This window comes from uncultured Dialister sp., from assembly GCA_900314595.1.
Lineage (GTDB): Bacteria > Bacillota > Negativicutes > Veillonellales > Dialisteraceae > Dialister.
The window spans coordinates 1-23,759 of record OMVW01000006.1; the positions used below are offsets into that span (position 1 = coordinate 1).

Genomic DNA, 23,759 nt, shown 5'->3' on the forward strand with positions numbered 1-23,759 from the left:
TTACTCCGAACAGGGTGAATAAGGCCCTATTTCCTTTAAACGCAATAGAGAAATTTCGATTTGGAAGCACTTTAGCAGCTGTTAAGTTAATGATATTGCAGTTAGAAGTTAGTCTTTAAACTGTAATAAAAGTGGTAAGTGAGAAGTGATGGTGGCGCCCTTTGGGATAGAGGGGGCGCCATTTTTTATAATAGCATTGACTTCTATTTTGAAGATGCCTTCGGGAGCGAAGAAATATTTCTTCGAAGCCGGTGAAATGACTTTCTTTTATGTCCCCTGGAGGCATTTTTTTGATGGGTATTGTATAATTAAGATAATAGAATTGTACGAATCTATTTTTATAGAAAGGACGGAATCAAATGGAATTCAAGGTCAAATATTTCAAAGATTATGTTCCCTTTCATGTGGATGACTGTCATCATCCCATCGAACTGAACCCGAAGGAATGCCCGAAGGTGGAATCGGAAGCGGCAGAAGTGCGCCGGGCTCTGGCAAACCCCATCGGTACGCCGAAACTTTCGGAAATCGTGAAACCGGGAGAAAAAATCGTCATCGTGGCATCCGATGTGACCCGCCCGTCTCCTTCCTGGGTCATTCTTCCCTGTGTACTGGAGGAATTGGGAAAAGCGGGAGTGAAAGATGAAGATGTGACGGTGGTCTTCGGACTCGGTTCCCATCGCAGCCAGACGGAAGAGGAAAAGAAACGGCTGGCCGGGGAAGAAGTATATTCCCGCGTGAAATGCATCGACAGCGATCCGGACAATTGTGAACACATGGGTACCTGTAAAAACGGGACTTCCGTGGATATTTTCAAACCGGTGGCAGAAGCAGACAGAATCATTTTGACAGGCAACGTGGAATATCATTATTTTGCGGGATATTCCGGTGGAATGAAGGCCATTATGCCCGGGGTCTCTTCAAGAGAAGCCATCCAGTCGAACCATAAGAATATGATTCGCCCCGGCGCTTATGCAGGGAATCTGGAAGGCAATCCTGTGCGGGAGGATATCGAAGAAGTCTATGATTTCCTGCCGGTGGATTTCATTGTCAATGTAGCTTTGGATGACCATAAGCAGGTGGCCTTTGCGGCTGCAGGGGACAGAATCCTGGCTCATCGGGAAGCCTGCAGATTCCTGGACTCCATTTATAAGATTAAAATCGATAAGCCTGCAGATGTGGTCATCGTTTCCACCGGCGGCTATCCTAAGGATATCAACCTTTATCAGGCCCAGAAATCCATCGATAATGCAAAGCATGCAGTGAAAGAGGGAGGCATCATGGTGGTGGCTGCCTCCTGCAAAGAAGACTATGGAAGTGATGTGTTCGGCCGCTGGATTCAGGACTACGATACCCCTGATGACAGGATCAGGGCCATTCATGAACATTTCGAGCTGGGCGGCCACAAATCGGCAGCCCTGGCCCTGGTACAGAAGAAATGCGATATATACCTCGTCACTGATATGGACGATTCCCTCGTCACCAAAGCGAATATGACTCCTTTCCATGATCTTCAGACTGCAGTGGATAGAGCATTGGATAAAATGGGAAAAGATGCCAGCGTTTACGTCATACCGATTGGCGGATCGACTTTGCCTATGGAGTGAGAAACCGGAAGCCGGTACAGGCTGCCTGACTTTAAGAAACTTCTCAGTTCGCAGTGATCAGAATCACGATTATTGCCGGTAAATTTTTTAGAAAAATAAAAGCTGTGAAATCACGAAGGTTTCACAGCTTTTGTTTTGAATCGTTTGGAAGTGAGAGCCCGGTTTCCCGCCGAAGGTGAACTGCTGAGAACCGATAACTGTTTCCCATAGTTTTCGAAGAATGAGTGAGAGAAAGTATTTCTTCTAAACCAGTCTCTTTCTCCAGACTCCCTTGTGCCAGCGCCAGAAGAAGACGAAGCCTCTGGTGCATTCATCAGCGGCCATGGCGATCCATATGCCTGCCAGGCCCCAGTAGAGATGGACGCCCAGCAGCCAGGCGCCAAAGGTGGCTACAGACCACATAAAGATGATTCCCACTGTTACGGGAGCTCTGACATCACCGGATGCATTGAGGGCCATAACCATGCACATATTGACAGCCCGTCCTATTTCCAGAAATATTTCTATGAAAAGAATGGTCTTGCCTAAAGCCAGTACTTCAGGGTCCGAAGTAAAAATGGAAAGGACGGAATCAGAATTGAGATAGAGGAGGGTGGCGATAGAGCCGGAAAGGACCATGGCCACGGAAATAGTGAATTTCACCCGTTTGTCTACTTCTTCATTATTTCCGGCTCCTTTGAAATAACCCACAAGAATCTGGGTCGCCATGGCCAGGGACTGGGAGTAGACATAGCTCATCATGGCAATGATGTAACAGTATACTTTTGCGGTGATGACTGCTACACCGAAAATGTTCACGAATTTCATAATTACCGTCTGGGATAACTGGTACGAGAATGTCTCTCCTCCGGAAGGAATACCAAGGTAGAGCAGCTTGTGAAAGGTATCTTCCGGAAAAGGTTTCAGGTAAGAGAGGGAAAGACGGGCCGGCGTATACCGGTGGAAAAGATAAATGATGAGGAAGAACCCGGCGAATTTGGAAATATTGGTAGAAATACAGACGCCTGTGACGCCGAGCGAGGGAATGGGTCCAAGGCCGTGGATGAGTACCATATTTCCACTGATATTCATGATATTCATCACCATAGAGCAGAGCATGGTAAGTTTCAGCTGGGCAAAGCCCCGGAGAAAGGAAATGAAAGCCATGTACATGGCCTGAATAAAGACGAAAAGCCCGATCCAGCGGATATACATGGAGGCATCGGACCAGATTTCTTCCGGGATACCCAGGATGTCCAGAAAGAAATCGTCGAAAATAAACAGGGCAAAACTTATCAGGAGACCCAGTGTCAGGTTTGTGGCAAGGGCCACCGTGCAGACTTCGCTGACTTTTTTCATGTCTCCTGCCCCGCGGTAGTGGGCGATAAGGATAGTGGAAGCCTGGGAGAGAACGGCCAGGGTGAGCACTACCAGGTTGAAGACTACATTGTCGTTTCCGACAGCAGCCACACTTTCTGATGAGTAATGACTCAGCATGAACTGGTCCACATTGGGGACCATCATCTGCAGGGCAGTTTCTATGAAAATGGGCAGGGACATGGAAAAGACAGTCCATCTGCTCCGGTATAAAGTATGGGGTCTCAAATGATTCTCCTTTGGAAGGAATATCCTGGTCTGCACTTATGAATGCAGATAAGTATCTACTTTTTATGGAACGGTTATATATGGTACCACTAAAGGTAATATCTTTCAATGGAAGAGTCTTTGCGAAAATATGAAAAGTTTCGTAAAAGGGGTTGCAAAATTTTTGTAAATAGGGCATAATAGAATGCGTCAGAAATATGGGCGATTAGCTCAGCTGGGAGAGCGTCTGCCTTACAAGCAGAATGTCAGCAGTTCGATCCTGTTATCGCCCACCACAAAAAATCAATCCGGTGAACCGGATTGATTTTTTTATGAAACGAATTATGATATCGGACCTTTTATGAATCAAATTTATCTAATGAGATTTTAATAAAAATATGGTTGCACAGGTTCTTCGGATTTGTTATTATTATTCACGTACTCACGTACAGATTCCTGAATAGCTCAGCCGGTAGAGCGCGTGACTGTTAATCACGATGTCGCAGGTTCGAACCCTGCTTCAGGAGCCAGTGGCCTGTTCGTCAAGCGGTTAAGACACCGCCCTTTCACGGCGGGTTCGGGGGTTCGAATCCCCCACAGGTCACCATGGGCGATTAGCTCAGCTGGGAGAGCGTCTGCCTTACAAGCAGAATGTCAGCAGTTCGATCCTGTTATCGCCCACCAGGATGGAGTCATACGGTTATTGCCGTGTGACTCTTTTTCGTTCCTGAGACACACAAAACTCGTTCCGGATTTTTCGGAACGGGTTTTGTTACTCATTATAGAGAGTTATTTCTTCACTTCTCCTCCTTCAACAACGAGGCTTTCCGGATCCACTGCACTGCCATATACGGGAGCCAGTGTTTCCTGGTAGTCTTTGTGGAAGAAGTTTTCTTTGCCCAGTTTTTTGATTTCATCGTTGATGTAGTTCAGGAGTTCTTTATTTCCTTTCTGAACGGCCGGAGCGATGGTATCGAGGTCGCCCAGGGATGGGATGCCTACTTTGAATCCCGGGTTCTGCATAGCCCATGCGAGGACTTCCGTATTATCGGTGGAGAAGGCATCTCCTCTCTTGTCGAGGAGGGCATTGTAGGTTTCAGTGTACTGATCGAATTTCAGGAGTTTCACTTCCGGATGTTTTTTGGTGAAATAGGTTTCAGCGGTGGTACCTTTGGCAACGATCAGGGTCTTGCCTTTGAGCTGTTCCACGGAGGTAATGTTGTCTTTTTCAGGAGATACCACGCCGAGGGCCACTTTCATATAGGGCAGGGCGAAGTCCACCTGTTCTGCTCTTTCTTTGGTTACCGTAAAGTTGGCAAGGACGATATCCACTTTGCCTGTTTTCGCGTATTCCACACGGTTGGCCGGTTCCAGGGATACGTATTCCGGCTTTACGCCCAAATCTTTAGCCAGGCGTTCTGCGAAGTATACGTCATAGCCCTGATACTTGCCTTCTTTATCCACATAGCCGAAAGGAGCTTTATCGGAAAATACGCCGATGATGAGTTTTCCGCTCTTTTTGATTTCATCGAGGGAACGGAAGTTGCCTTTCTGGGCAGAAGATGAGCCGGCTGCGGGCCTGGCTTCCTGATTTTTGCTGCCGCAGCCTGCGGTAAAGGCTAAAGTAAATACGGCAGTGACTGCCAGGATGGCATAAATAATTTTTTTCAGTAGTGACATGGGTTTACCTCTTTTCTTTAATCAGGCAGGCCTCATTTATTTCCTTTGAAGGAGAGGAGATGCCTTTGAAATATATTCCCGCTTCTGATTTTTGCTGCCTCAGGGGAGAGGGCAGGATTGCAACAGGGACAATCGGGATCGGACATCTATTTCTCACCTTCCTTCAAATCGTCAAAACGGAAGGAATCCAGGAATTTCCTGGTCCTTTCTTTCTTCGGATGATCAAATATTTCCTCCGGGGTTCCTTCTTCTTCGATGAAACCCTGGTCGAAAAACAGGATTCTGTCTGCCACTGCTTTGGCAAAGGCCATTTCGTGGGTGACGATGAGCATGGTCATCCCTTCTTTAGCCAGCTCTATGATGACGTCCAGTACTTCACGGACCATTTCCGGGTCCAGGGAAGCCGTGACTTCGTCGAACATAATGATTTCCGGTTTCATGATGAGGGCCCTGATCATGGCAATTCGCTGTTTCTGGCCGCCCGAGAGCTCTCTTGGCCAGGCTGTCTCTTTATCGGAAAGTCCTACCCGGGCCAGCATCTTTCTTGCCTCCCGGAGGACTTCTTCTTTTTTCCTGTGCTGCACCTGGATGGGGGCAAGGGTAATATTGTCAATGACATTCAGATGATTGAAAAGGTCATAGCTCTGGAAAACCATGCCGATTTTCTGGCAGATTTCACTTCTGGAAACTTTGCCGCCTGAAATGACCTTTCCATCCATGGAGACTGACCCTCCGCTCAGGGGCTCGAGTCCGTTGATACATCGGAGGAAGGTGGATTTCCCGCAGCCCGAGGGGCCGATGATGACGATGACTTCACTTTTGTGGACGTCCAGGGAAATATCTTTCAATATTTCGTGGGGACCGAAAGCTTTTTTCAGATGTTCGATATGAAGGAGAGATTCACTCATACTATTCATTCCATTTCTTTTCTAAATACTGAGCTGCTTTCGAGAGTGGATAGCAGGCGATGAAGTAAAGGAAGAAGATGGTCCCGTAAATCCACAGGGGCGCATCAGGGACTGTATACCGGTTGGCCTCGATAATCTGCTGGCCGATTTTCAGCATTTCCACCACTCCGATCATGACGATGAGGGAAGTGGTCTTGATGATACGGGTGAAAAGATTAATGGCAGGCGGGATGAGGCGTCTTAAGGACTGGGGGATGATGATAAAGCGGTACATCTGCCACCGGGAAAGGCCCAGAGCTTCCGCACTTTCATACTGGCTTTTCGGTATGGAAATCAGCGCACCTCTTACAAGGTCTCCCATTTCTGCCGCTCCCCAGAGGATGAAAACGGCCACAGCCACTTTAAATCCTGAAATATCAATGCCCAGCGCCTTTGTAACGCCGAAGTAGCCGATAAATAAAAGGACCAGCTGGGGCATGACCCGGATGAATTCCAGATAGATTCTGGAAATAATGCGGGCCGGCCAGTTTTTCATTGCCATAATGAGACCTGTAAAAAGGCCCAGTATGATGGAGCCTGCTACGGCAAGGAGGGAAACTTCCACCGTAATCCATAGGCCTCCCAGCAGGCGGATACCATTGGACCCATCAAAGAGCACTCGAATTCCCAAATCTTCCATAGCGAAGCTTCCTTTCCAGAATGCTGGCCCCAATGGAGATGGGGAGCAGGATAATGAGATAGGCGATGACAAGCATCCACAGGGTTTCATCGGTTTTGTAGTAGAGTCCGATCAGATCCTTGGCAATGTACATGAGGTCCGGCACAGCACAGACTGAGAAGACCGATGTTTCCTTGATGAGAAATAGCACGTTGGCGCAGAGCGGCGGGATGGATACAGTGAAAGTCTGGGGAATGATGATGAACCGCATGATTTGGACTTTCGTGAACCCCAGAGCTTCAGCTGATTCGGTCTGTGAGAAAGGAATCGATTCCAGACCGCTCCGGAAGGCTTCTGCCATGTAGGAAGTTCCCAGAAAAGCGAGGCCGATGGTGGCGCAGGCTTCTCCGGAAATATGAATGCCCAGTTTTGGAAGGCCGAAGTAGAGGAAAAAGAGCTGCACCAGAAGCGGCGTATTTCGCGAAAGCTCGATATAGGCGCCGCATATTTCTGTAAGAAACGGCACTTTGTGGTACCTTATGATGCTCATGGCCAGACCGAGCACCAGGGATATAAAAATTCCAGTGAGACCGATGTAAAGGGTAATTCCCGCCGCTTCCACAAAAAGGGGAGCGTATTCAATCATGTAATCAAAGTCCAAAATGTCCTCCGGAATAAAAAAATCCCGGAAGCGTGCGCTTCCGGGATGGAATCCTGTGGTGACCTTACAATGTCACATGAATTTCCTTAGAAAACCTCTTATGAGGCTTTGATTCAGAGGCACACGCAAATAAACTATGGCAGCAGCAGCAAGCCATAGGACAGCAGCAACAAATTGCGTATGCTTCAAAGCTCATAAATGGATCTCCTTTCATTTCCTTTAAGTTGACCTCATCATAGCATGATGATTTTGCACTGTCAAGACGGATTTTGTAATCCATTGTAAACGGAAAAAGAGAGATATGATTTGAAAGAATGAAACGCAAAGGAATTTATCGAAGATAATCATGATTGAAATTTGGACTATTGTTACCTGCAAACTGGCAGTAATGAAAGGAGACCGGGGTCCGGCGGTTTCAGCCCTGAAGACGTCCGGGAGACGGGGCGCTTGACAGGGAAATGTTAACGTGCTATATTATTTAAGCTTGATGCAATGAAGAAAGAGAGTAGGTACCCCGAAAAATCAGCGAGCCCGGAGGGTGAAAGCGGGCAGGGATTCTGAAGTGCATTTCCGAGCATGGAAGGCGGAAATAAGTATGTCTTCCCGGGACTTCCCGATACAGAAGAAGGTTTCAGAAGAAACCTGTGGAGGCATGGATGGCGACATCTGTGCAAATCCGGGTGGTAATCACGAGTCTCTCGTCCCGAAAGGACGGGAGTTTTTATTTTGGAAATAGAATCTCCCGGTGAATCTATTTCATTTCTTCAGGAGGTTTTCATGAAGGAAAATGGGGAAGTCCAGGCAGCTGCTAAAAAGGCGATGGACGCAAACAAAAAGAAAAAACAGGGACGCCAGTTTATTCTGTGGATACTGGCTTTGATTGTCGGTGCCGCTCTGGGGTGGCTCGGCATCAAACCGCTGAATGATTTATTTACTTTTATTGCTACCGTATTTACGCGTCTTTTCCAGTTTATCGCAGTTCCTACCATTGCGCTGGCCGTCATTACGACTCTGGCCCAGCTGGGGGCTAAAAAAGAAACGGGCCGCATTTTTGCTCATGCCGTGACTTACACACTTTTGACTACCATCTGTGCGGCAGCCATCGGCCTTGCCATGTATCTTTGGGTTGCTCCGGGAAATCTTCCGGCTGATATTGTGGGAGCCGGTGCATCCAATGTGCCGAAGAATCTGGGTCATCTCTCCTATTATGACCATATCCTTTCTGTCATCCCGAATAACCTGCTTCAGCCGTTCCTGTCAGGCAATGTCCTTGCCGTGATGCTCATTGCCGCATCCTTTGGCCTTGGCCTTGCTTTCATGCCGAAGACGGAAAACAGGGAAGTCCTCATGAAAGGCATCCTTGGCTTCCAGGAACTTCTTTTCACGCTCATTCGGGCATTGCTTTCTGTACTGCCTGTGGGGATTCTGGCTTTTTCTGCCCAGCTTTCCGCCCAGATTGAAGCAGGCGTCATTGTGGGAGCTCTGGGAAAATATACTCTGGTCATTATGGCCAGCAACTGCATTCAGTTCTTCATTGTGCTTCCGATTTTCCTCATCCTCCGCGGACTTAATCCACTGGATGTATTCCGCAAAATGTCTCCGGCCATTGCAGTAGCCCTTTTCACCAAGAGCTCTGCCGGCACTCTTCCGGTTACCCTGGCATCGGCGGAACATAATATGAAGGCCAATCCGTCCGTTTCCCGGTTTGTCCTTCCTATCTGCACAACAATTAATATGAATGGTTGTGCGGCTTTTATCCTCGTCACTTCTCTTTTCCTCATGCAGAATGCAGGATTTGAACTGTCCATGACTACCATGATTACCTGGCTTTTTGTGGCCGTCCTGGCGGCTGTAGGAAATGCCGGTGTCCCTATGGGCTGCTATTTCCTGACTCTCTCCCTCATGAGCGGCATCGGAGCGCCCATTGGTGTCATGGGGGTCATCCTTCCGATTTATACGATTATTGATATGATTGAAACTGCTGAAAATGTATGGTCCGACTCCTGTGTATGCGCCATGACGGATCATGACCTCAAGGGGAAAATCGATGACCCGAGAGTGCAGGGGAAAGCAGCATAAGAAATAGAGATAAGTGATAAGTGAAGGTGGCCCGCCTGATAATTGGAAAGGGGGCCATTTTTATATTATTGAGATAAATATGAAAACTGGCGGCTGATTCCTGACAACTGCAGTCAAAAAAGCACCGATTATGATGCAATCAGTGCTTTTTATATTTCCATAATTACAGTTCTACTGCTTTTCTAAGAGCCCTGAGGTTTTCTTCCGGCGCTTTCGGATTGACTACGCAGCCCGGACCGAGGATGAGGCCTTTACCGTCTACCTGCCCAATGGCATCTTTGACATGGGCGGTGATTTCCTCCGGTGTACCGTTCAGGATAATATCATCATACTGAAGGACTCCGTTTACAAAGTAGGGGGCGGACTTGATGCCTGCCAGAAGACATTTGCCGGTAAGAGCCCTGGCTTCTTTCAGGGTTGGCCAGGTATGGCGGTCATGCCAGTTGATGCAGTTTACAGGATATTCGGCAATTTCATTGAAATAAATATCACTGCCATGAATATGGGCGGGGTTGAACCAGGTCTTTTTCACGTAGGAATTGATGACCTGCAGGTCATAGAATTCGCCGAATTCTTCAAATTCTTTGAGATTCATTATACTTTTGCAGGCATTCTGGGTGGCAAAGAAGAATCCGTCTACCCCTGCTTCGATATTGTAATGAATGAAGTCAATGGTTGTGGCAGTGATGGCGGCCAGGGCATGATGGACAGCTTCCGGGAAATTGATCATATCTGTAAGGAGGCGGTCACCGGCCATTTTTTTCAGTGTGGAGAAGGGGCTGAAAATGGTCTGGATGATTGGAGTGCCCGGGGTCCTGCGCTTTGAGAGCTCCCTTGCAAATTCAATCTGTTTGCCGTAAGTGCCCATGATGGCCGGAATGGCTTTCAGTGTATCGTAATCTGCCGGAGCCTGAATGGCAAATCTCTTGACAATCGGTTCTTTATGCGGATCGCAGTAAATGGTAATCTGGTTGCCGAAGTCCTGGGTGCTGTACAGACCGAAGGGCATCATTTTGATATAATCGTAATCATATTTTTCTGTGAGTTCTACTTCTGCTTCAGCCAGGGAAATGGGATCCTGGTCGAATTCGGAAAGGTGCATCCATGCGGCTACCGGTACATGGTCTACGTCCTTGCCTTCGATGGCTGCTCTCACGCGTTCTTCTCTAGTCATATCGGTTCTCCTTTCGAAAATCAGTTTATTTGGTTTATTATAGCATAACTGTGTAAAGAGTACGGAATTTTTATTGGTGAAACTCTTATGTACTGTTGCTCAAAAAGCAGTCTGCCAAAAGTAGGTTTTTTCGCTTTAAAGCTGTTAAAAATTGAAAACGGAAAACCGGCCGCTGGCGGCTGGTCACTAAATTCACATCTTCAGTAGATATGGTTTTTCTGAAAAGGTATAATATTTCCAGTTGAAGGTGATTATGTAATGAATCTGTATAAAGGCCGCCTCTGGCTGGCGGCGCTTGCAGGATGGATATCCCTGCTTATGGGTTTCTGTGAATTTTATACATTTCGTATCGGCTGGCATCCTGCGTCTTCGCCCTGGAACCGGGAAGCGCTGCTTCATATTTCCGACGTGCCTTTTATCGCAGCATTGGGGTGCCTTACATTTCTGGTGATTTCCGTCCTTTTGAAAATCCTGGGACCGGTCCCTGTATTATCCGAAAAGCCCGGGCCTGACGGGAAGCCGACGGATGCGCCCTTTGCTTTTATCGCTGCCTTTTTACTCCTTTGCTGGATGCCTTTTTTTCTCGTCTTTTATCCGGGGACCGGCATGAATGATACCACTGATATTATGAGAGCCGGTATCTGGGCCACGGGACAGCATACTTTTATTTACTGCATGTATATTTATGGATTGACCCAGGCATCGGACTTCCTGTTCCATACGGCATCCTACGGACTGGCAGCAGCATCGCTGATCCAGATGATTCTCTTTGCCGCAGGTATTGCCTACTGCCTGTCCTGGCTCTACAGAAGGACAGGACGTATGTGGATTTCCATTGTCCTTTCTCTGTACTACGGAATGGTTCCGATGATTTGCAACATGTCCTTTTCCAATGTGAAGGATGTCCTTTTCTCCGTAGTAATTCTCCTCTGGGTGCCTCTTATTACATCCTTTGTCTCGGGCTATAAGGAAAATGCATGGCTGGGTAATAAACGCCTTTTTATCCTGGCGGGCCTTGGCATGATGCTTTTGAGAAATAATGGGATCTTTGTATTTCTTGTAATGCTTTTGATTCTGTTATTTCTAATGAAAAACATCCGCATCAATCTTCTTTTGACGTCAGTCATTATGATTGCTCTTGCCATTACGCCCGATGTGGCCATCAAACAAGTCTTGAATCTCCCCCAGCTTTTTCAGGAAAGGGTGGGGATTCCCCTTCAGCAGTTTTCAAGGGCCGTGGCGGTGGGAGCGCCTCTTACGCCGGAAGAGCAGGAGTACGCAATCCGTATGATGGTGCCCGGTATGATTGAGAAATGGTATGATCCGTTTACAGTGGATCTCATTAAATGGAACAGCAATTTCAATTTTCAGTTTTTCAACAGCCATCCCGATGATTTCTGGAAAAACTGGAAATCCCTGGGCAGAAGAAATAAAGATATTTACGCCGATGCCTGGCTCTATGCCACTTACGGATTCTGGGCTTTTCCTGCTCCTGATGAGATGACCCAGTCCCGCTTCACCTGGGCTTTTACGGAGGATGATTTAAAGAATGGCCTCTCCCCGGACCATAACAATGGCTATCAGACAGGCACTATTCATCCTTTCTTTGAGAAAGAAACACAGGAAAAACTGGGACAGTATCTCCGGAAACACAGCAGATACCCCGGCGCTGGAACCTGCCTGTGGCTGACACTCTCCATCGGCCTTCTTCTTTTTTACCGGAAACAGTATACCCGCTTTCTTGTCCTGCTGCCATCCTGTCTCCTCTGGGGGACGCTGATTCTTGCGGCGCCGGCAGCTTTCGTGTACAGGTATGTTTATTTCTTCCCGCTGTGTATTCCCTTCTTCGTCCTTCTTCCATTTCTCCCGAATGGGAAATATGGAGAGACGAAGTGGAAAGAGACAGTCATGATGGACCGGGAAGAAGTGGAAAAAGAACGGGATGCCCGGGAAATCTTTCACTCTGATGACGGATATACTCACTGGAAGGAGTAAGCTTTCGTCTTTTTAAATGACAGGCAGGAGGTGAATCCATGAAAATTTTTTCCCGTGAAAGGGTTTCCAAAGGCGCTCTGGCTTATACGCTTCCACTGGCATCGGCCATATGGTATACATTTCGTATCGAAGAGATGGGAAAAACGCTGGGCACTCCGGAAGGGCAGTTTCTCTATCTGTCCGATATTCCTGCCATTCTGGTCATCTGGATTTTTTCCGCAGGAGTTTTATCCTGCCTGCTTCACCGGATTCTTCCGGTGAGATTCCTTGCGGAGCCTGATGAAGACCGAAAATTTTTCCTTCCCTGTTTCTTTTTCATGGTACTCTGGAATTTTCCCTTCCTTTTAGCTTTTTATCCGGCGCCGGGCATGAATGATACGGTTTTCATGATGGATAATCCTCTATGGGGAGCCGTGCAGTTTCCCTGGCTTTATTCCGTCATTTACGGTTATGGCAGCCAGTGGGGAAAAGAGTTTTTCGGTTCAAGAGAGTCGGTTATTTTCATCCTGTCTTTATTGCAGCTTTTGGTGTATGATTATGGGCTTACAGGCATTGCCTTCCGGGTCCGGCGTAAATTCGGAAAAATCCCGGGGATTTTTCTCTGGGCTTATTTTGCTTTTTTCCCCATGATTGGGAATTATGGCATTGCTGCCGTGAGGGATGGACTTTTCTCTCTTGCCCTGCTGCTTTCCGTGATTCTCATTGCCGATGAAGAGGAATGGGGGAAAAAGCAGTATATCTTGCTGTCTTTGTCGTTTCTGGGGATGATGCTGCTCAGAAGCAATGGCATTTTTATATCCTTTTTCCTTTGCGGGGCAGTTATTTATCTATTGAAAAAATGGAAGAAACCTCTGCTTCTGTTCCTCCTTTGTGCCGCTGTTTCCATTGTCCCCGGGAGGGCCATTCTTTCTTATCATGACTGGGAACCTCATTTCCAGGAATCCATGGCTGTTCCCCTGCAGCAGCTGGGACGGGTGCTGGTGATGGACGGATACCGAAGCGAGGAAACGAAAGCATTGATGAATGAACTACTGGCGGAGGATCAATGGAAGGCAAATTATTATCCGGAAACTGTGGATTTCGTGAAATGGCATGACGATTTTCGCAGAAATTCACTGAATCGGGAAAAGAAGAGATTCCTTCTGTGCTGGCTGGATACGGGCCTTCATAACCCCCGTATCTATATGGAAGGATGGATGACGGAAACTTATTCCCTATGGAATGTAATTCCTGATGCACCGGATGTGCAGTCCCGTTTCGGCTGGGCTCTTTCTGACGAAAATACGAAGAATATGAAACCGGCGGATAATGACAATCTGGCGGTGGGTTCTTTCCCCATGGCCATGACATTAAAATCATTCCTTGTCAATCTGGAGTGGGAAGGGAGCCATTTCATGGGACCGGGGCTCTGTCAGTGGCTGACACTTCTTCTCTGCCTTTTATTTTATGGCAGGGGAAACCGGAAGGGAATCCTTGCAGCAGTGCCTCTCCTTGCCAATACACTGACGCTTCTGGTTTCAACGCCTGCATCTGCAGTTTTCCGGTATTCCTTTGCCTATGTGCTGGGACTTCCTGTTCTTCTGATTTATTTCCTTTATCAGGATAATTCTTCTTCGAGGTGACTATGGATCCTGTCAATAATGCTTCCCAGCAGGAAGCCATTCATACAAAAGGGCCGACACTGGTTATAGCCGGTCCGGGAACGGGTAAAACGTATACGATCATTCAGCGGGTGCTCCATCTCATCCGGGATGAAAAGGTAAAGCCGGAGGAAATCATGATCGTCACCTATACGGTGAAAGCATCCAGGGAGCTCATCACCAGGCTGACCAATGAACTTTCCTCGCAGGGCATAGAAGTCAATCTTCACGAAATGTACATCGGTACTTTTCACCATATCTGCCGCCGGCTTCTCAAGGAATTCCGTGAATATACGAGGCTCGAAAGGAATTATATCGAAACAGACCAGTTTGAACAGCAGTATCTGGTTTATGAAAATCTGGAAGATTTTGAAAAGATCGATCATTTCGAAGAAGTGATTCCCTCATCCTGGACGAATTATAAAGGAGAGGAAATCATCCGCTCCCCCTGGCGCCGCTGCCGGACTATCTGCGAATACGTGAACCGTCTTTCAGAAGAACTCATCAATCCCGTAGAACTGGCGCAGAGCAGTGACATCCGGGAACAGGTGCTGGGCCGGATGATGATGAAATATGACCGGCTGGCCAGGGCGAAGAATTTCCTTGATTTCACAAAACTGCAGACTGAGGCATACTATATCCTTTCAGAAAAAGAAAACGTCCTTCGCCGGGTGCGCGAAAGGGTCCGCTACATTCTGGTTGATGAATACCAGGATACCAATTACATCCAGGAAAAACTGGTGCAGCTGCTGGCGGGACTGGATGGGGAAATATTCGTAGTTGGTGATGATGATCAGAGCATTTACCGTTTCCGGGGGGCCACTGTCAAGAATATCCTTCTTTTCCGGCACCACTATGGGGATGCCTGCCGCGTGATCAGGCTGAATACGAATTACCGGTCCAATGAGGGGATTGTAACCTTCTGTATGAAATGGATGGCAAAGCCTGACTGGTTCTCATGGAAAAGGGACGGTACCATGTACCGGTACCTCAAAGGAAAGGTCCACTCGGCAGAAGGACCGGTGGATACTCCGTCAGTAGTCCGTATTACTGCTGAAAATAATGAACCTTTATTTGCCAGAAAAGTAGGAGATTTCATTCAGAAACTGAAAACTGACGGCTGTATTTCCGATTACAATCAGGTGGCTGTACTGTTTGACTCGGTAAAGGGCGATACGTCCACCCGTCTGCAGTATGCCCTGCAGAGGAGGGGTATCCCGGTCTATGCGCCCAGGTCCGGGCACTTCTTTGAAAGGAAGGAAGTGGCCTGGTTTTTCGGGTGCCTGCTCCTCCTTTTCCCTAAAGCCATAGATTACATGAAACGGACAAGGGTACTTGCTGAAACGGCAGGGATTGAGGAAAAATATTTAACCTTCCTTTCCATGACGAAAGTCATGCTGGAGGACAAAGCAAATAAGGACCTTGCCTCCTGGCTGGAAGAGAAGAAAAAGGAAATAGAAAAATCGAAAATCCTTCCTGAAGGTCTTCTCACATTATCCTATGGAATCCTCTGCCATAGACCTTTTACGGATGTACTTGATGCAGCCGTAGAGGGGGAATCACCTGAAGCGAGAAATCTTTCCACCATTACCAGGCTGATCAGCCGGTATGACTGCTTTATTGATGAAAATCACGGCCACGGCAGGGAGACCATGGAGGACATGATGCTCTTCTTTTCCAGGTATCTTCGTCTCTGGTTTGAAAACGGAGTCGGAGAATACGAGGATGAAGAAGCTTATGCGCCTTCCGGACAGGTATCCTTCCTTAATATCCACCAGTCGAAAGGGCTGGAATATCCTGTAGTCATCAGTGCCTCCCTTCATGAGACGCCCAGGCCGGAAAGCAGACTTATTTCTGACGTGGTGACTCATCTCACCGGCCGTTCCTCCTATGAACCCAAAAAAGATATTAAGGATTTTGATTTCCGAAGGAAATATTACACTGCTTTCTCCAGGGCGGAGACCCTTCTCGTCCTTGCCTGCAACAGGAAACCCGGGAAAGTACCGGCAGCAGAATTTCTGAAACCTCTTTTAAGCCTTCCCGAATGGGACGATCCCGCCGTAGATTTCAGAAAACTTCATTTCCAGCCGGTAGAAAGGACGCACTTTAAGCCGCGGTTCGCATTTACATCCCAGGTGGCTCTTTATGAGGACTGCCCAAGGAAATATAAATTAATGAAAATTTACCGGTTTGCTCCGGTCCCGGGGAAAGGCCTTCTGTATGGTACCCTTGTCCATGAGACAATTGAAGATATTCACCGGACTGTACTTCGTAAAGATACTGCGGCCCTGACTCCGGCGAATATTTACGCATGGATGATGGCTGATTACCAGGCCCTTGCAAAGACTGAAAACACCTGGCTTCCCAAAGCCGAGCTTGACAGAGCCTTTCAGGAAATACTCGGTTACGTTTCTTTCCGGGAAGGGGACTGGTCCATGATCAGGGAAGCGGAATTCCCGCTGGAACTGGTGAAAGATGATTATATCATGGACGGTACAATCGACCTTCTGCAGGAGCAGGACGGATCTGTTGACATCATCGATTTCAAGACCGGATCTAAACCTGCTGCAGGAAGCCATCTTCTGAAACGCTATACCAGCCAGCTCCAGATTTATGCTTATCTGGTGGAGCAGAAGATGAAAAGACCTGTGGGAAATCTTTTCCTCTATTTCACGGGAGAAGAAGAATATCCCCTTCTTACAGTGCCCGGTGACGACTTTGAAGTGGAAAAGCGCATGAAAGCTTTTGATGAGACTGCAAAGCGGATCCTTTCGGAAGACTTCAACCATAAAGCACAGAGGCCGGGAAAAGAACTGCCGGATACCTGCAGGCACTGTGAATGGAAGAAATATTGCTGGAGACATGAATAAAAATATACCAATAATTGATTTAAAATATATCCGGAGTACATTATTTTGTCATTTCCTATTGACAATGTAATTACTTATGTTTATTATTTAAAGTAAGTTAAAGTTGCAAAGAGGCATCGGGTCATCGATGCCTCTTTGTGTTAGTTGGACAGCGAAGGCCGCAGGAAATCCTGCGGCCTTTCCTGTCTGAAGGGGGGAATTTCATGAAGACAGTAGATTTGAACAGTGATCTGGGGGAAAGCTTTGGCGCCTACACGATTGGCTGTGACAGTGAAGTGCTGAAATTTATTTCTTCAGCCAATATTGCCTGCGGGTTTCATGCAGGCGACCCGAAGGTAATGCTGAAGACGATAAAAACGGCTCTTGCCTGCGGCACAGCGCTTGGCGCTCATCCGGGACTTCCAGATCTGGTTGGTTTTGGACGCAGAAAGATGGCCATTACACCGGAAGAAGCCTACACCATGGTGGTTTACCAGGTGGGTGCACTCATGGCCATGGCAAAGACACAGGGGGCAAAATTGCAGCATGTGAAACCGCACGGAGCGCTTTACAATATGGCAGCCAAAGATCCGGCTCTTTCTGAAGCCATTGCCAGTGCCGTACACGATGTAGATCCCACGCTTGTTCTTTATGGACTGGCGGGCAGTGAAATCATCAAAGCCGGCGAAAAGGCGGGCATCCCCACGGCCAGCGAAGTTTTTGCAGACAGGACCTACCAGCCTGACGGCAGTCTCACACCGAGGAGCCGGCCGGGAGCGGTCATTACGGATGAAGAAAAATCCCTGGCCCAGGTGCTTTCGATGGTGAAAGATGGAAAAGTCACCTGTGCCGATGGGACAGTAATTGATGTAAAAGCAGAAACCATCTGCGTTCACGGCGATGGAGTGAAGGCATTGGCTTTCACACAGAAGATTCGGGAAACTCTGGAAGCCGAGGGTATAGGCATAAAGAATTTCCTGCACTAGTATTTCTGATATCCCTAAGTAAAAGAAATCGGGGGAGGGGAAAATTATGAATGACGAAAAAAGAAAAGCACAGTGGAAGGTCCTGCTGGGGGCAGCCTTCCTGATGGCTACATCCTCAATCGGTCCGGGGTTCCTGACACAGACCACCGTATTTACCCAGAAGCTGGGAGCAAGTTTCGGGTTTGTCATTCTGCTCACAATTATTCTGGATATCATTGCACAGATGAATGTATGGCGGATTATCGGTATTTCCGGCAAGCGGGGCCAGGATATCGCAAATGCCGTACTTCCGGGACTTGGTTATTTCGTGGCACTCCTCATTGTAGCCGGTGGTCTGGCGTTCAATATCGGTAATGTTGCCGGAGCAGGCCTTGGCTTAAACGTTCTCTTTGGTGTTGATGTGAAAATAGGGGCTGTCATATCGGCAGTTATTGCAGTCATCGTCTTTTCTGTTAAAGAAGCAGGAAAGGCCATGGATAAACTGACTACCTGTGCAGGGGCTGTGATGATTCTCCTGACTCTTTATGTAGCCATCACTTCCCAACCTCCGGTGGGCGAAGCCATTGTCAGAAGCGTCAGCCCGGAAACCATTGATTTCATGGCGATCATAACCATCGTAGGCGGTACCGTAGGCGGATATATCACATTTTCCGGTGGTCACAGACTCATTGATGCAGGCATTACCGGCGAAGAAAATATCGGCCAGATTACAAAAAGTTCTGTCACCGGTATCCTTGTCACCGGTGTTATGCGTGTCCTCCTTTTCCTGGCAGCCCTGGGCGTAGTAGCTGCAGGTCTTACTCTCGATGCAAAGAACCCTCCGGCTTCTGTATTCCAGCTGGCCGCAGGCATCGTGGGTTATAAACTTTTTGGTATCGTTCTTTGGGCAGCCGGCATCACTTCCGTCATCGGCGCAGCTTATACTTCCGTTTCTTTCCTGCGTTCCTTCAGCAAAACCATTGATGTGAACTATCAGAAAGTCATTATCGCTTTCATCGTATTCTCCACACTGGTCTTTGCAGTCATTGGCCGTCCGGTAGCAGTCCTTGTCATCGTAGGTACTCTCAATGGTCTGATCCTTCCGATTACCCTGGGCGTCATCCTGCTGGCTGCTCACAATAAGAAAGTTGTCGGTGATTACCACCATCCGATCTGGATGACTGCTCTTGGCGCAGTGGTTGTCATTATGACTGCTTACATGGGTATTATGACTGTTATTAATAACCTGCCGAAAATCATCGCTGCCCTGTAAGGCAATTTGCGAAAGTTGAGGCTTTTATGGAATATACATTACAGAATGTAGGCGAAGCTGCGGTACTTGTGGTCTTTGGAAATACGATCAGTGCGGATATCCAGAGAAAAATACAGGCACTGCAGGAATACACGGAAGCCCATCCTTTTACAGGCTTTATGGAATGTGTGGCTTCCTACACGGGACTCACGGTATACTATGATCCCTGGCTTGTTTTCAATGAAAATCGCGAAAAACGGCCCGGAGAAACGGTACGTGAACTGGTGGAGTCCTATATCAAAGCAGCTGATTTTAATTCTTTCCATGAACCAAGACATATAGAAATACCCGTCTGCTATGGCGGAATTTATGGTCCTGATCTTTCTTTCGTCGCTGAATACCACCACATGTCTGAGGAAGAAGTGGTGGAAATTCACTCAGGCACGGAATATCTGGTATACATGATTGGTTTTTGTCCCGGTTTCCCCTACATGGGCGGTATGGATAAACGAATTGCCACACCGAGACGTGCCAGTCCAAGACTCTTAATACCTGCAGGAAGCATAGGGATTGCCGGTGAACAGACCGGCGGCTATCCTATTGCCACCCCGGGAGGCTGGCAGCTGATCGGACGGACACCGGTGGATATGTTCCGGCCGGGAAATGCGGATGAGCCGACTCTTCTGAAAGCAGGAGACCGGGTGAAATTTAAACCGATCACTGAAGAGCAGTATAAAGAAATACGGGGTGATCAGCCATGATGCATGCAATGAGCCATAGCCTGGTTACCACCATTCAGGATCTGGGCCGTATAGGCTATCAGAAATTCGGGGTTAATGTATCAGGGGCTATGGATCCCTGGGCTCTCCGGGCAGCCAACCTTCTGGTGGGAAATCCGGAAAATACGGGTGCCGTGGAAATCACGGTGATTGGTCCGGATGTGACTTTTGAAGAAGATACGCTTCTTGCCATTACGGGGGCGAATTTATCTCCTACGGTCAACGGGGTGCCCGTGCCCATGTACCGGCCGGTCGCACTGAAAGCAGGTACAGTTCTTTCCTTTGGACGTCCTCAGCTTGGAGTCCGTGCGTATCTTGCCATTTCCGGAGGATTTGATGTACCGAAGGTCATGGGAAGCCAGAGTACCTATCCGAGAGCAGGTATCGGAGGCTTTGAAGGCCGTCCGATTCGTTCCGGTGATACGGTGCCTACGGGGAAACCGACGGAACTGGGAGAAAAACTTCTAAAGAAACTGCTGACAAAAGACAAGCCGGTGGCCTGGACTGACTGGTTTGCGGGCCGTCTCTATATGTATGAAAGCGCATTGAAGGAACCCATCCGCTATACGGAAGGTCTCCAGTACCAGCTTTTTACGGAACGGAGTAAACAGCTTCTTGACGAAGGTCATTTCATTGTGACCACCAATTCGGACAGAATCGGTTATCGTCTTCAGGGACCGAAACTGGGTCTGACGGAACAGGTGGAAATGATTTCTGAAATGTGTGCCCTGGGAACGATCCAGGTACCGCCGGAAGGGTATCCCATCGTTCTTATGGCGGATCACCAGAGCTGTGCGGGCTATCCGGAAATCGGACAGGTTGCGTTGGTGGATATAGGCAAAGTGGCCCAGAAAGGGCCGAAGGATATGATTTCCTTCAAAAAAATCAGTCGTGAAGAAGCGGAAGATGAATATATTTTCATGGAACAGAAAATGAGGGAAATCAGAGAAGCCATTTCCTTCCTGGCTTCCAGGAGGTAAGTTATATGGAAAAAGAAAATCTGGAATCATTAAAAGAAATAGTGGCTCTCTTTGAGTCATCCCAGTTGAATCGTCTGAAAGTCTCCTGTGACGGACTGAAAGTGGAACTGGAAAAGGGAGGTGCTTTTACAGCTGCCCCGATGCCAGCCATTGAAACTCCTTCTCCGGAGAAAGAAGAACCGGAATCAGAAGGAGCACTCATCACGGTAACGGCTCCGCTGGTCGGGATTTACTACAGCGCTCCATCGCCGGATGATGATCCATTCGTGGCTGTAGGAGACAAGATTTCTGAAAATTCCACCCTCTGTCTCATCGAGTCCATGAAAGTATTCACGGAAATTCCGTCCAGCGTATCCGGCGTGGTGGAGGAAATCCTTGTACATAACGGCGATTTTGTGGAATACGATCAGCCGCTCTTCAAGATCAGGACGCTGAAGTAATATGGGTAAAATCAATCGGATCCTCATAGCCAACCGGGGAGAAATCGCCCTGCGTATTATCCGTGCCTGCCGGAAAACGGATAAAGTATCAATTCTTGTTTACTCGTCGGCTGACAGCAATACGAAACCGGTGGCGGAAGCAGATGAAGCTGTCTGTATCGGTCCGGCGCCGGCTGATCAGAGCTATCTGTCCATTCCAGCCCTTCTTACGGCAGCCCGGCTCACCAATGCCGATGGTATCCATCCGGGCTATGGCTTCCTTTCGGAAAATGCGGAGTTTGCCCATCTCTGTGAAGAACGGGGACTCATCTTCATCGGGCCTTCCTCGAAAGCCATTTCACAGATGGGGGATAAGGCATCGGCGAGAAGCCTCATGAAGAAGGCGGGGGTTCCTGTCATTCCGGGAAGCGACGGAGTTGTCAATTCCTATGAAGAAGCTTTGGCTGTAGCTGAGAAGATCGGGTATCCGGTCCTCATCAAAGCAACTGCCGGGGGCGGAGGGAAAGGCATGCGCCTGGCGGAGAACAGGGAAGAACTGGAAAAGGAGATCAAGGAAGCCCGCCAGGAGGCAGGTAAAGCTTTCGGCAATGATGCCATTTATCTCGAACGGTTCTTCACGAAAGTCCATCATGTGGAAATACAGATTATGGCAGATCACTTTGGAAATGTCATAGCCCTGGGTGAACGGGACTGCTCCTCCCAGAGAAGACACCAGAAACTCATTGAAGAATCGCCTTCTCCCCTTATGACGCCCTATCTTCGGAAATCCATGTGTGAAGCTGCAAAGAAAGCTGCGCTTGCCTGTCATTATTCCGGAGCCGGAACCATTGAATTCATCGTGACTCCGGAGAAGAATTTCTATTTCATGGAAATGAATACCCGGATACAGGTAGAACACGGAGTGACTGAAGAGGCTATAGGAACGAAACTGGTAGAAACCATGATTTCCATTGCCGATGGAAAAGAACTTCCCTGGGAGGAAGATCTCACTCCTGAAGGCTGGACCATGGAGTGCCGTATCAATGCGGAAGATCCGCTGCATCATTTTGCGCCCTCTCCGGGACGTCTCATCGATTACCGCCCGCCCTACGGGGAAGGTATCCGGGTGGACTCTGCCATGCGTAAAGGGGCGGAAATCCCGCCTTACTATGATTCCATGATTGCCAAGCTCATCGTTCATGGAAAAGACAGGGAAGATGCAAGAAATAAAATGCTCTCTGCCCTGGACAATTTTAAAATTACCGGCGTGAAAACGACTATTCCTCTTCACAGGGCCATTCTTTCCTCGGAAGCATTTATCAAAGGAGAAGTGGATACCATGTATGTGGAGCATCATCTGGAAGAACTGCTGAAAAAGGCGGAAAGTTATTGAAATAAAAAAATCCGTGGACCATTGGTTCACGGATTTTTTGCTGCGTATTAGCGGCAAGTGAAGCCGGCGCAAGAAAGTAAAAAGGCACGCTGATTTTTAGAAGACCGGGAGCTGAGGGCCGGCTGTTTCATCCCGCATAAAGGAAATAGACCGGAAAGAGGATACAGACGAAAAACAGGGTAGTCACCAGGAAGGCAGCGATTGTGATATTGACGTTCAGTTTGAAAAGCCTTGCCGTAATGACCGCATTGATTGCAGAAGGGGTGGCCGAGGAAATAAGGATAGCTCCCAGGAGGATGGAATCATTCGTGTAGAGCCGGGCTATACCGGTAATGATGGCAGGAACAATGAGGAATTTCAATGGGATCAGGACACAGGACTTTTTAAGGTACCGGGAGGCTCCGTGAAAATCGATGAGACAGCCTACGGGCATGAGAGAGACCCAGGCGAGGATATGGACCAGGTAGTGGAAAAACCAGCCCACTGCGGCAGGCCGGTCTATTTCAAAAAACTGAAAGCCAAGACCGAGGATCATGCCAAGAACGGAAATCTGATTCCTGGTGAGAAACATCTGCCGGAAATTGAAAGACCACTGCATGTCGGACGCATTGGATGCATATTTCCCATAATAATACTGGGCCAGAGGGAAAGCACAGGCTACCATAAGCACATTCTGGGGCATGGCAAAGAGCTGGACATAGGCAAATCCTTCTTCTCCATAAATAATGTAAGCACAGATACCTCCGATGGTCCCAATGTTGGCAAGCATGGTCGAAATGACGAGGGCTCCTTTATCCCGCTCATCGGAAAATATAGAGGAGAAAAAATGAGAAGCCATCAGGCAGGAAATGAAGCACATGAAAACGGAGAGGAGAGGAACCACGATGAGGGCTCCGCTGATGGGAAGGACCCAGAAACTCATGATATTCAGTACCGTCATCATCACAAGTACATTAAAACGGATGAGCCGGTCGCAGAATACATCATTGATGATTCCGGCCCGTTTGAGCAGGTATCCCAGAGCCAGTGGCCCCAGAATGTCGATGATGATCAGAACCCCCATGGTTTCACCTCCCTTTCCTGAATTTAACATTAATGATACGGCTTTTAAAATTTGAGCGCAAGAAGGGCTTTCATTTTTTGTTCCTATTATATATAAT

18 protein-coding genes and 4 tRNA genes are annotated in these 23,759 nt (G+C 48.0%); 15 read left to right on the forward strand and 7 right to left on the reverse strand.

All coding sequences use genetic code 11. From position 1 onward, the window contains the following. Positions 1-359: 359 nt before the first annotated feature. Positions 360-1,604 (forward strand): nickel-dependent lactate racemase, encoded by a 1,245-nt coding sequence (gene larA / locus QZN42_RS03480; RefSeq protein ID WP_296954343.1) that lies wholly within the window; start codon positions 360-362, stop codon positions 1,602-1,604. A gap of 243 nt (positions 1,605-1,847) precedes the next feature. Here the strand turns inward: larA and QZN42_RS03485 are convergent, their stop codons facing one another. Then, positions 1,848-3,188, reverse strand: coding sequence for an MATE family efflux transporter (locus QZN42_RS03485; protein ID WP_296954344.1), 1,341 nt, complete (start codon positions 3,186-3,188; stop codon positions 1,848-1,850). 199 nt (positions 3,189-3,387) lie between these two features. Here QZN42_RS03485 and QZN42_RS03490 point away from each other — a divergent pair. The 4 genes from QZN42_RS03490 (at position 3,388) to QZN42_RS03505 (ending at position 3,851) form a co-directional block, all read left to right on the forward strand. Then, positions 3,388-3,463, forward strand: a tRNA-Val gene (locus QZN42_RS03490). 158 nt (positions 3,464-3,621) lie between these two features. Then, positions 3,622-3,697 (forward strand) — tRNA-Asn (locus QZN42_RS03495). Positions 3,698-3,699: 2 nt separating this feature from the next. Beyond that, positions 3,700-3,774: transfer RNA gene (locus QZN42_RS03500), tRNA-Glu, on the forward strand. Between the two features lies 1 nt (position 3,775). Next, positions 3,776-3,851: transfer RNA gene (locus QZN42_RS03505), tRNA-Val, on the forward strand. Positions 3,852-3,956: 105 nt separating this feature from the next. Here QZN42_RS03505 and QZN42_RS03510 read toward each other — a convergent pair. The 4 genes from QZN42_RS03510 to QZN42_RS03525 all read right to left on the reverse strand — a co-directional run bounded on the left by QZN42_RS03510 (position 3,957) and on the right by QZN42_RS03525 (position 7,074). Then, on the reverse strand, positions 3,957-4,847 hold the full coding sequence (locus QZN42_RS03510; protein WP_296954345.1) for a cysteine ABC transporter substrate-binding protein: 891 nt from the start codon (positions 4,845-4,847) through the stop codon (positions 3,957-3,959). 146 nt (positions 4,848-4,993) lie between these two features. Then, a complete protein-coding gene (locus QZN42_RS03515; protein WP_296954346.1) occupies positions 4,994-5,755 on the reverse strand; it encodes an amino acid ABC transporter ATP-binding protein in 762 nt (253 codons plus the stop codon). 1 nt (position 5,756) lies between these two features. Continuing rightward, a complete protein-coding gene (locus tag QZN42_RS03520) occupies positions 5,757-6,434 on the reverse strand; it encodes an amino acid ABC transporter permease (protein WP_296954347.1) in 678 nt (225 codons plus the stop codon). Then, on the reverse strand, positions 6,403-7,074 hold the full coding sequence (locus QZN42_RS03525) for an amino acid ABC transporter permease (protein ID WP_296954348.1): 672 nt from the start codon (positions 7,072-7,074) through the stop codon (positions 6,403-6,405). Before QZN42_RS03525 ends, QZN42_RS03520 begins: the two co-directional genes overlap by 32 nt. Positions 7,075-7,851: 777 nt before the next feature. Between QZN42_RS03525 and QZN42_RS03530 the strand changes: the two genes are divergently transcribed. Then, positions 7,852-9,153, forward strand: coding sequence for a dicarboxylate/amino acid:cation symporter (locus QZN42_RS03530; RefSeq protein WP_296954349.1), 1,302 nt, complete (start codon positions 7,852-7,854; stop codon positions 9,151-9,153). Between the two features lie 163 nt (positions 9,154-9,316). Here the strand turns inward: QZN42_RS03530 and QZN42_RS03535 are convergent, their stop codons facing one another. Further along, complete coding sequence (locus tag QZN42_RS03535) at positions 9,317-10,327, reverse strand: uroporphyrinogen decarboxylase family protein (protein WP_296954350.1); 1,011 nt, start codon at positions 10,325-10,327, stop codon at positions 9,317-9,319. Positions 10,328-10,585: 258 nt separating this feature from the next. Between QZN42_RS03535 and QZN42_RS03540 the strand changes: the two genes are divergently transcribed. From QZN42_RS03540 to accC, 9 genes are all read left to right on the forward strand, one after another. Next, the gene (locus QZN42_RS03540; RefSeq protein ID WP_296954351.1) at positions 10,586-12,322 is read left to right on the forward strand and encodes a DUF6020 family protein; all 1,737 of its coding nucleotides are present in this window, start codon (positions 10,586-10,588) and stop codon (positions 12,320-12,322) included. Positions 12,323-12,360: 38 nt separating this feature from the next. After that, positions 12,361-13,944 carry a DUF6020 family protein gene (locus tag QZN42_RS03545; protein ID WP_296954352.1) on the forward strand — a complete coding sequence of 528 codons (1,584 nt, stop codon included), beginning with the start codon at positions 12,361-12,363 and terminating at the stop codon, positions 13,942-13,944. 2 nt (positions 13,945-13,946) lie between these two features. After that, positions 13,947-16,832 (forward strand): UvrD-helicase domain-containing protein, encoded by a 2,886-nt coding sequence (locus QZN42_RS03550; RefSeq protein WP_296954353.1) that lies wholly within the window; start codon positions 13,947-13,949, stop codon positions 16,830-16,832. A gap of 203 nt (positions 16,833-17,035) precedes the next feature. Then, positions 17,036-17,797, forward strand: coding sequence for a LamB/YcsF family protein (locus tag QZN42_RS03555; RefSeq protein ID WP_296954354.1), 762 nt, complete (start codon positions 17,036-17,038; stop codon positions 17,795-17,797). Between the two features lie 46 nt (positions 17,798-17,843). Continuing rightward, positions 17,844-19,049, forward strand: a complete 1,206-nt coding sequence (locus tag QZN42_RS03560) for an NRAMP family divalent metal transporter (protein WP_296954355.1) — start codon at positions 17,844-17,846, stop codon at positions 19,047-19,049. Between the two features lie 26 nt (positions 19,050-19,075). Beyond that, positions 19,076-19,789: a 5-oxoprolinase subunit PxpB gene (gene pxpB / locus QZN42_RS03565; RefSeq protein WP_296954356.1), complete on the forward strand. Its 714-nt coding sequence runs from the start codon at positions 19,076-19,078 to the stop codon at positions 19,787-19,789. Further along, complete coding sequence (locus QZN42_RS03570) at positions 19,786-20,787, forward strand: biotin-dependent carboxyltransferase family protein (RefSeq protein ID WP_296954357.1); 1,002 nt, start codon at positions 19,786-19,788, stop codon at positions 20,785-20,787. Before pxpB ends, QZN42_RS03570 begins: the two co-directional genes overlap by 4 nt. 5 nt (positions 20,788-20,792) lie before the next feature. Next, positions 20,793-21,227: a biotin/lipoyl-containing protein gene (locus tag QZN42_RS03575; protein ID WP_296954358.1), complete on the forward strand. Its 435-nt coding sequence runs from the start codon at positions 20,793-20,795 to the stop codon at positions 21,225-21,227. Between the two features lies 1 nt (position 21,228). After that, positions 21,229-22,599 (forward strand): acetyl-CoA carboxylase biotin carboxylase subunit, encoded by a 1,371-nt coding sequence (gene accC, locus QZN42_RS03580; RefSeq protein WP_296954359.1) that lies wholly within the window; start codon positions 21,229-21,231, stop codon positions 22,597-22,599. A 127-nt stretch (positions 22,600-22,726) separates the two neighbouring features. On the opposite strand, the gene QZN42_RS03585 is transcribed toward accC, so the two are convergent. After that, positions 22,727-23,662 carry an AEC family transporter gene (locus tag QZN42_RS03585; protein ID WP_296954360.1) on the reverse strand — a complete coding sequence of 312 codons (936 nt, stop codon included), beginning with the start codon at positions 23,660-23,662 and terminating at the stop codon, positions 22,727-22,729. Between the last annotated feature and the right edge of the window lie 97 nt (positions 23,663-23,759).

Excerpts from the sequence above, each read along its gene's own strand:
- larA (WP_296954343.1), top strand. The coding sequence starts at position 360 with ATGGAATTCAAGGTCAAATATTTCAAAGATTATGTTCCCTTTCATGTG.
- QZN42_RS03510 (WP_296954345.1), bottom strand. The coding sequence starts at position 4,847 with ATGTCACTACTGAAAAAAATTATTTATGCCATCCTGGCAGTCACTGCC.
- QZN42_RS03515 (WP_296954346.1), bottom strand. The coding sequence starts at position 5,755 with ATGAGTGAATCTCTCCTTCATATCGAACATCTGAAAAAAGCTTTCGGT.
- QZN42_RS03520 (WP_296954347.1), bottom strand. The coding sequence starts at position 6,434 with ATGGAAGATTTGGGAATTCGAGTGCTCTTTGATGGGTCCAATGGTATC.
- QZN42_RS03530 (WP_296954349.1), top strand. The coding sequence starts at position 7,852 with ATGAAGGAAAATGGGGAAGTCCAGGCAGCTGCTAAAAAGGCGATGGAC.
- QZN42_RS03535 (WP_296954350.1), bottom strand. The coding sequence starts at position 10,327 with ATGACTAGAGAAGAACGCGTGAGAGCAGCCATCGAAGGCAAGGACGTA.
- QZN42_RS03540 (WP_296954351.1), top strand. The coding sequence starts at position 10,586 with ATGAATCTGTATAAAGGCCGCCTCTGGCTGGCGGCGCTTGCAGGATGG.
- QZN42_RS03545 (WP_296954352.1), top strand. The coding sequence starts at position 12,361 with ATGAAAATTTTTTCCCGTGAAAGGGTTTCCAAAGGCGCTCTGGCTTAT.
- QZN42_RS03550 (WP_296954353.1), top strand. The coding sequence starts at position 13,947 with ATGGATCCTGTCAATAATGCTTCCCAGCAGGAAGCCATTCATACAAAA.
- QZN42_RS03555 (WP_296954354.1), top strand. The coding sequence starts at position 17,036 with ATGAAGACAGTAGATTTGAACAGTGATCTGGGGGAAAGCTTTGGCGCC.
- QZN42_RS03560 (WP_296954355.1), top strand. The coding sequence starts at position 17,844 with ATGAATGACGAAAAAAGAAAAGCACAGTGGAAGGTCCTGCTGGGGGCA.
- pxpB (WP_296954356.1), top strand. The coding sequence starts at position 19,076 with ATGGAATATACATTACAGAATGTAGGCGAAGCTGCGGTACTTGTGGTC.
- QZN42_RS03570 (WP_296954357.1), top strand. The coding sequence starts at position 19,786 with ATGATGCATGCAATGAGCCATAGCCTGGTTACCACCATTCAGGATCTG.
- QZN42_RS03575 (WP_296954358.1), top strand. The coding sequence starts at position 20,793 with ATGGAAAAAGAAAATCTGGAATCATTAAAAGAAATAGTGGCTCTCTTT.
- accC (WP_296954359.1), top strand. The coding sequence starts at position 21,229 with ATGGGTAAAATCAATCGGATCCTCATAGCCAACCGGGGAGAAATCGCC.
- QZN42_RS03585 (WP_296954360.1), bottom strand. The coding sequence starts at position 23,662 with ATGGGGGTTCTGATCATCATCGACATTCTGGGGCCACTGGCTCTGGGA.